The 7,019-nt window shown below is 73.2% G+C and carries 7 protein-coding genes and 1 pseudogene; 4 read left to right on the top strand and 4 right to left on the bottom strand.

From position 1 onward, the window contains the following. A pseudogene (locus tag IE257_RS38575) lies at positions 1-357 on the top strand (PKD domain-containing protein); the annotation flags it as partial. Positions 358-967: 610 nt separating this feature from the next. Beyond that, on the top strand, positions 968-1,954 hold the full coding sequence (locus IE257_RS26130; protein ID WP_189972354.1) for an XdhC family protein: 987 nt from the start codon (positions 968-970) through the stop codon (positions 1,952-1,954). A 24-nt stretch (positions 1,955-1,978) separates the two neighbouring features. On the opposite strand, the gene IE257_RS26125 is transcribed toward IE257_RS26130, so the two are convergent. Continuing rightward, positions 1,979-2,302: a plasmid stabilization protein gene (locus IE257_RS26125; RefSeq protein WP_189972353.1), complete on the bottom strand. Its 324-nt coding sequence runs from the start codon at positions 2,300-2,302 to the stop codon at positions 1,979-1,981. Positions 2,303-2,412: 110 nt separating this feature from the next. Here IE257_RS26125 and IE257_RS26120 point away from each other — a divergent pair, with 110 nt between their 5' ends. Then, complete coding sequence (locus IE257_RS26120; RefSeq protein ID WP_189972352.1) at positions 2,413-2,808, top strand: DUF6479 family protein; 396 nt, start codon at positions 2,413-2,415, stop codon at positions 2,806-2,808. A 73-nt stretch (positions 2,809-2,881) separates the two neighbouring features. Here IE257_RS26120 and IE257_RS26115 read toward each other — a convergent pair whose 3' ends face one another. After that, complete coding sequence (locus IE257_RS26115) at positions 2,882-3,766, bottom strand: ATP-dependent DNA ligase (protein ID WP_189972378.1); 885 nt, start codon at positions 3,764-3,766, stop codon at positions 2,882-2,884. Continuing rightward, positions 3,766-4,662, bottom strand: a complete 897-nt coding sequence (ligD, locus tag IE257_RS26110) for a non-homologous end-joining DNA ligase (protein ID WP_189972351.1) — start codon at positions 4,660-4,662, stop codon at positions 3,766-3,768. The genes IE257_RS26115 and ligD overlap by 1 nt, the downstream gene beginning before the upstream one ends. Positions 4,663-4,693: 31 nt before the next feature. Here ligD and ku point away from each other — a divergent pair, with 31 nt between their 5' ends. Next, positions 4,694-5,857, top strand: a complete 1,164-nt coding sequence (gene ku / locus IE257_RS26105) for a non-homologous end joining protein Ku (RefSeq protein WP_189972350.1) — start codon at positions 4,694-4,696, stop codon at positions 5,855-5,857. 174 nt (positions 5,858-6,031) lie between these two features. On the opposite strand, the gene IE257_RS26100 is transcribed toward ku, so the two are convergent. Then, entirely contained in the window at positions 6,032-6,856 is an 825-nt protein-coding gene (locus IE257_RS26100; protein ID WP_189972349.1) for a nuclease-related domain-containing protein, read from the bottom strand. Between the last annotated feature and the right edge of the window lie 163 nt (positions 6,857-7,019).

Raw genomic sequence — 7,019 nt, 5'->3', positions numbered from 1 at the left:
CAGCCGATCGCGCCCACCCGGTTGATGGACACGCGTGAGGGACTGGGTGTTCCGAAGGCGCCGGTGGGTGCGGCGGGGACGGTGACCTTGCAGGTCGCGGGTGTGTCGGGGATTCCGTCGACGGGGGTTACGGCGGTCGTCCTGAACGTGACGGCGACGGAACCGACAGCGGGAAGTTTCGTGTCGGTGTTCCCTACCGGTACGGTCCGTTCCGCGGCGTCGAACCTCAATTTCACCGCGGGGCAGACCATTCCGAATCTGGTGGTCGTTCCCGTGGTGAACGGGAAGGTGAGCTTCTACAACCATGCCGGGTCGGTTCATCTCATCGCGGATGTGGCCGGCTACTACACGAAGTAACGCCGCAGACCACACCGCCGCCGCTGCCCCTGCCCGCCTCCGGGGGCGTCCCCACTGTCCGGCTGTCCGGTGAGGACTCTGACGTGCGAGAACACCCCGGACGCCCCGGACAGTCCTGCCAGTGACTGTCCGGGGCGTCCGGGGTGTCCGGGGTGTCCGGCTACACGGCTGCGGCGGCAACACTCACCGGTGTTGCAGCCGGTCGGCGAAGCCGACCCCAGTAGGTCGCAGGCGCCACAGGCGCATCCCGCCATTCACTTGCGCATCGACGAGTGGCGGGCCCTTACAGGGAGAGCAGCTCGGTTCGAAGCTGACGATCGAGCACGTCATGCCGCAGAGCCGGCCCGACAACTGGCCTCCCCTGGCCGCCGAGGCCGTTCCGACCGCCCGGGTCGCCGGACGCTGACCGGCCGGAACCGCGTGCGGGGCACCGGGACGCCGGGAGCCGGTCGTGTTCCGGTGGTCCGTACGAGGGGGTGGGGGCGGGGTCTGTGGGATTCGGGGGGTGGGGCGGTGCGGGGTGCGTGCGTACGTTGGGGGGTGAGGCCGCACGGCGCCGCTGGCCGGGCGCTCCGCGGCGTGCTCTGGCGATCGAGATGAGGCGGCGCGGATGCGTGAGCTGGTGGAGACGGCGCGGCAGTGGGTGGCCGAGGGGCGGGCCGGGTATCTGGCCCGGCCCGTGACCGAGCAGGGGTTCGGGCCGCGGGATCCGGCCGGGGCCCTGCTCGTCGATGCGCGGGGGGAGTGCGTCGGCACCCTGTACCGCGGGGTCTTCGACGCCGAGCTCGCCGCCGAGGTCGCGGCCCTGCCGGCCGGGGTCACGGCGCGGGTGTGCGAGGTGTCGGTGCGTGCGGCCGAGGCCGTGGAGGCCAAGCTGACCTGCGGCGGGCAGGCCGAGGTTCTGCTGCAGCCGCTCGCGGCGATCCCGGACCAGTGGTGGGAGCTGCTCGGCGACGGGGTCGGCGTGGCGCTGGTGACCCGGCTGAACGAGGCCGCCGACCGGGCCTCCAGTGAGGTCGTACGGGCCACCGAGGCGCCGCGGGACGACGCCGGGCGGCGGGCCGGTGAGCTGCTGGCGACGCGGCGGGCCGGGCGGGACGCGCTGTACGGGGAGTCCGGGCTGGTGCTGGTCGAGGCGTTCCCGTCGGCCCCGTACGTGGTCATCGGCGGCGGCGGTGAACTGGCCGAGATCATCGAGCGGCAGGCACTGCTGCTGGGCTGGGAGGCCGTGCTGGTCACCGCCCCGGAGGAGGCGGGCACGGTGCTGGAGGCGCGCCGGGACGCCGCGTGCCTGGTCATGCTGAGCCACGAGGAGTCGTTCGACGTGCCGACGCTGCGGGTGGCGCTGGACCGGGGGGTGCCGTACGTCGGCGCCCTGGGCTCGCGGAGGACCACGGCGCGGCGGCGCGAGGGGCTCCTCGCGGCCGGGGTCACCGGGGCCGAACTGGCGCGGGTGCACGGCCCGATCGGCCTGGACCTCGGCGCCCGCACCCCGGCGGAGACCGCGTTGGCGATCTGCGCCGAGATCCTGGGTGTGCTCGGGGCGCGCGAGGCCGCCGGCGCCCTGCGGGACACCGAGGGCCCCATCAACTCCTAGAACTCCCGGTCGCCGGTGGCGCCTTCACTCCCCCAGGGCCCGCTTGAGCTGTGTCTTGTTCATGTCGGAGCGGCCGTGGATGTTGCGGCGCCGGGCCTCGGCGTAGAGCTGTTCGTACGTGGGTCCCTGCGCGCCCGAGTGGGAGTGCAGGCCCCCGCGTCGGGCCGAGGAGATGTCCTCGATCGATTCCCTGCTGGCGGTCTTGGATTCGCCGGACCGGGCCCGTTCCTTGTTCACCGTCCGGGCGGCGATCTCCTTCGCCTTGTCCTCGGGCTCGCCGCGCTGTTCCAGACCTTCCTTGATGTGTTCGTACTGTCGTTCGCGCTTCGGGGAGGATCCGCGGGGCATGGTCTGCCTCCTTCTCGTTCCGCGTCCAGGCCTGGCGTGTACCCCGGATGGCCCAGGCTATCCGGGGCACAGCGACGCATATCGGGCAGGAGTGAGTGAAAATGGTCGGTATGGACACGACCCTGAGCGTGGACGCGACCCTCACCGACATCGCCTGGTTCCTGGTCGTCGGGATCCTCGTCGCCGGCTTCCTGCTGGGCGGATTCCTGCTGGGCAAGAAGGTGCGGGCGAAGGAGCCACCCCCGCCCACCGCCGAGAGCCAGCCGCATCTGCCGGAGGGCGGCGCGGTGTACGAGGTCCGCGAGGAGCGGGATCAGGTGGAGATCCCGGAAGGTGGCCTGCGGCCGCACGAGATGCAGGGCTACGGGAACTTCGGCTCCACCACCTCCACCCATCCGGACGAGGTCCGGGCGGAGCGGGAGTCCGGCTACGAACTACCGAAGGGGCCGGGACCGCATCCACAGCCGGGGGCTCCCCCGGACGCCGGACGCGGCGCACACTCCTGACGTGACCTGACGCGTCCTGACGTGACCTGGCGGACTTGCTCGACCGGCCTCTGACCCGCGCCTCCCGCGCGGGTCAGAGGTCCGTCCGCAGCCGGAGCACCTCCGGCGGCGGGTGCCGGGCCGAGGTGTGCCGGACCTCCGCCGCGAGCGGCGGGTCCAGCGTCCGGAAGGGGACGTCCCCGAACCCGATCGCCGTGACCGTGGCCAGGGCGGGCGAGGCCGCCCCGCGGGCGGCCACCTCGGCCGCCACCTCCGTGCGCAACGCCGCCGTCAGCGGGCTCGACACCAGCGGGGTCTCGTCCCCGACGGGCAGGACCAGCACCAGGGCGAGCGGCCGGCGCGGGGTGCCGGTGTAGCCGACCACCGCCGCGTCCCGGACGTCCGTGTGCCGCAGCTTCTGCCAGCCGCGGCGCCCGGCCGGGTAGGCCTGGTCCAGCCGTTTGACGACGAGGCCCTCGATGCCGCTGGCCGGGAGGGTCTCGTACCAGGTGGCGGCCAGTTCCGGATCGGTCGTCATCGGTACGGGCTGGAGCGGTGGCCCGAGCGGCAGGAGCAGGTCGACGAGGAGGGCCCGGCGGCGCTCGTACGGGCGGGCGCGCACATCGAGCCCGGCCAGTTCCAGGACGTCGAAGGCGGCGTACGAGGCCGGCAGGCGCTGGGCGAGTACGGCGGCCCGCGCCGCGGTGGCCGCAGCCCGCCGCTGCACCAGCGCGAAGTCCGTACGGCCGGCATGCCAGACCACCACCTCGCCGTCGAGCACCGTGTCGGCGGGCAACTGCAGCGCGGCCGCCGCCAGATCGGGGAAGGCGCTGGTCACGATGCGGCCGGAGCGCGCCTGGAGCGTCACGTCGGTCGCCGAGCGCAGCACGACGAGCCGGTGGCCGTCGAACTTCGGCTCGTACGCCAGTCCCGCCCCGCGCGGCAGGGTGCGTACGGGTGCGGCCAGCGCGACGCGGATCACGACCGGACCCTTGGGAGCGGGCGGGCCCGCTCGGGGTCGGTCAGCGGGCCGAAGAGATCCCCGTCGCGGGCGAGCCGCGGTGCGATGTCGTCGGCGAGGAAGACCAGGCCGGCCGCGGTCCGGCAGGCCTCGACCTCGGCCCAGGAGACGGGCGCCGAGACGGTGGGCCGGGGCCGTGCGCGCAGGGTGTAGGGGGCTGCGGTGGTCTTGGCGGCGGCGTTCTGGCTGTGGTCGACGAAGACCTTGCCGGGGCGCAGCGCCTTGGCCATGCGGTGCACCACCAGGTCCGGGAGCTCTCGCTCGGCCTCCTGGGCGAGCTGCTTCGCGTACGCGGACACCCGTTCGGACGGGGTCGGCTCCAGCGGCACGGCCAGGTGCATGCCCTTGGAGCCGGAGGTCTTGGCGTAGGCGTGCAGGCCGTCGGCGGCGAGCCGCTCGCGCAGCCAGAGCGCGGCGGCGCAGCACTCCACGACCGTGGCGGGCGGGCCGGGATCGAGGTCGAGGACCAGCCGGTCGGCGAGGCCGGGGCGGCCGGCGGTCCACTGGGGGGTGTGGAACTCCACGACGAGGTTGGCGGACCACATCAGGGTGGCCAGGTCGGCGACGACCACCTGGGCGGCGGACAGGTCCTCGGAGCGCGGTACGGGGGTGGTCTTCACCCAGTCGGGCGTGCCGGGCGGCGGGTTCTTGGTGAAGAAGAGCTGGCCGTCCGGCCCGTCGGGATAGCGCAGGAAGGACACCGGCCGGTCGTGGATGTGGGCGAGCAGCGGGCCCGCGACGGTGGCGTAGTAGTGCAGCACCTCGCCCTTGGTGAAGCCGGTCTCCGGGTAGAGGACCTTGTCGAGATTGCTGAGCGCGATGCGACGGCCCTCCACCAATGTGATCGGCGTCATACGATGAGATTGCCACGAATCAGGAGGAACCGTGCGATCCATTTGGAACGGGGCGATCTCCTTCGGCCTGGTCAGCATCCCGATCAAGCTCGTGAACGCCACCGAGAGCCACTCGATCTCCTTCCGCCAGATCCATGTGAGTGACGGCGGGCGCGTCCGGTACCGCAAGGTGTGCGAGCTGGACGGGGAGGAGGTGCCGAGCGCCGAGATCGGCAAGGGGTACGAGGAGGCCGACGGGTCGATCGTCCCGATCACGGACGAGGACCTGGCACAGCTGCCGCTGGCGACCGCGAAGACCATCGAGATCATGTCGTTCGTGCCGGCGGAGGAGATCGATCCGCTGCAGATGGACGCGGCGTACTACCTCGCGGCGAACGGGGCGACGGCTGCGAAGCCGTACACGCTCCTGCGGGAGGCGCTGAAGCGGAGCCGGAAGGTCGCGATCGCCAAGTACGCGCTGCGGGGGCGGGAACGGCTGGGGATGCTGCGCGTGGTGGACGACGTGATCGCGATGCACGGGTTGTTGTGGCCGGACGAGATCCGGGCGCCGGAGGGGGTGGCGCCGGATGCCGCGGTGTCCGTGCGGGACGCCGAACTCGACCTCGCCGACGCGCTGATGGCGACGCTGGGGGAGGTGGAGATGGCCTCGCTGCACGACGACTACCGGGAGGCCGTGGAGGCGATGATCGCCGCCAAGTCGGGCGGGGCGTTCGAGCCGACGGAGGCCGTCGTGGAGCCGGCCGGGGGGCAGGTGATCGACCTGATGGCGGCGTTGGAGAAGAGCGTGCGGGCGGCGAAGGCTTCCCGAGGGGAGGGGGACGGCCGGGCGGAGGCCTCCGGTGGGACGGAGGCCGGGACGGAGGGCGGGGCGGAGGCCGAGGTGACGCCGATTCGGCGGAAGGCCGGGGCCCGTGCGGGTGCGGGTGCGGGCAGGAGTGCAGCGGCGCCGAAGGCGGTGGGCGGGAAGAAGTCGACGGCGGCTTCGACGAAGAAGACGGCGGCAGCCGCTACGAAGAAGAAGGCCACGGGCACGGGCACGGGCAAGTCGGCGGCGGCGGCGAAGTCGACTTCGGGTGCGTCGAAGTCCACGGGCAGGGCGGCGGCCACGAAGAGTACGGCCAAGACGGCGGCGGCGAAGAAGACGGGCGCGGCGGCGAAGAAGGCGGCCACGCCGCGGAAGCGGACCTCTGCCTGAGGGGCCGGCGGGGCCCGAGGGGCGGAGCCTGCGGCGCTCTCCTCTACCCGCCCCTTCCCGAAACCGGGGCTCCTCCCCCGGACCCCGCGCCTCGAACGCCGGCGGGGCTGGGAAAGCCGGCGGGGCTGGGAAAAGGGGGGCGGGGCGGAGCCGGAAGGTGGGGTGGGTTTCGCCTCAAACGCCGGCGGGGCTGCGATCTGTGAGGTGGAGCCAGGTCGTGGTGTCTCGGGCTCGGGCGAAGAGCGAGTCGATCTCCGGGGGTTTCAGGGTCGTGGGGGACGCCGCGAGGGTCGGGGTGGCGGTCGGGGGCTGGAGGATGCGGATGTCGCGGACCGTGGGGGCCGTCTCGACCCGTGAGGCGTCGACCACGGCCAGCGCCGGGGTGACCTTCGCCGACAGGGCCGCCGCCGCGTAGGCCGCCGCGCGGCGGATCCAACGCGGGTCCGGGCGGGGTTCGGTGCGGCCCACCGTGAGCAGGAGGTCGCCGATCACCGCGCGCTGGCGGCGGCCCGGGACCGTACGCACGCAGAAGATCCCCGCCGGTCCGATGAGCAGGTGGTCGATGTGGCCCTGGCCCGGGAGCGGGACGCAGTGCAGGATCCGCCAGCCGTCGGGCTCCAGGGTGTCGAAGGCGTCGCCCATCCGCTGTTGCGCCGTCAGGTCCTGGCGCAGCCGGTGCCGGGCCCTGGCGCCCGCCCGGCCGTGTTCCAGTTCTCCCAGCAGGGTCTCCCCCGGCCGGTTCGGGGCCAGGTCCGCGTCCGGGTGCATGGCGAGACGCCGCAGGTCGGCGGCGGTGGGAACCGGGGGCGGGCCGATCGAGACCGTCCCGTTCAGGTAGGGCCGCAGCACCGCCAGGATCGCCTCGCGGTGGTCGTCCGCAAGGACGCTGATCCGGTTGGCCTGCCGGTCGTACCAGGCAACCGCCTGCCCGTCGGGCAGGTTGACGTACAGCCGGCCGCGGCCGGGCCGGCCGCTCGGCAGTACCTTGAGTCCGCGCATCGCCCTCACCCCCGGCGTCCATGGGAGCAGCCGGGGCGCCGCACGGCAATCCCTCGGATGTGTAACGACTCCGACGGAACGTTGCGACTCCGCTGTTACATGACCGGGGCGCTGCCGCAACGGCCGGGCCCTAGGTTTGACCCACCTGGATGGCCCAGGCCCT

The organism is Streptomyces avidinii (genome assembly GCF_014650695.1).
Lineage (GTDB): Bacteria > Actinomycetota > Actinomycetes > Streptomycetales > Streptomycetaceae > Streptomyces > Streptomyces avidinii.
Note: the sequence above shows the minus strand (reverse complement) of the source record. Positions and strands in the feature narration are given on the sequence as shown.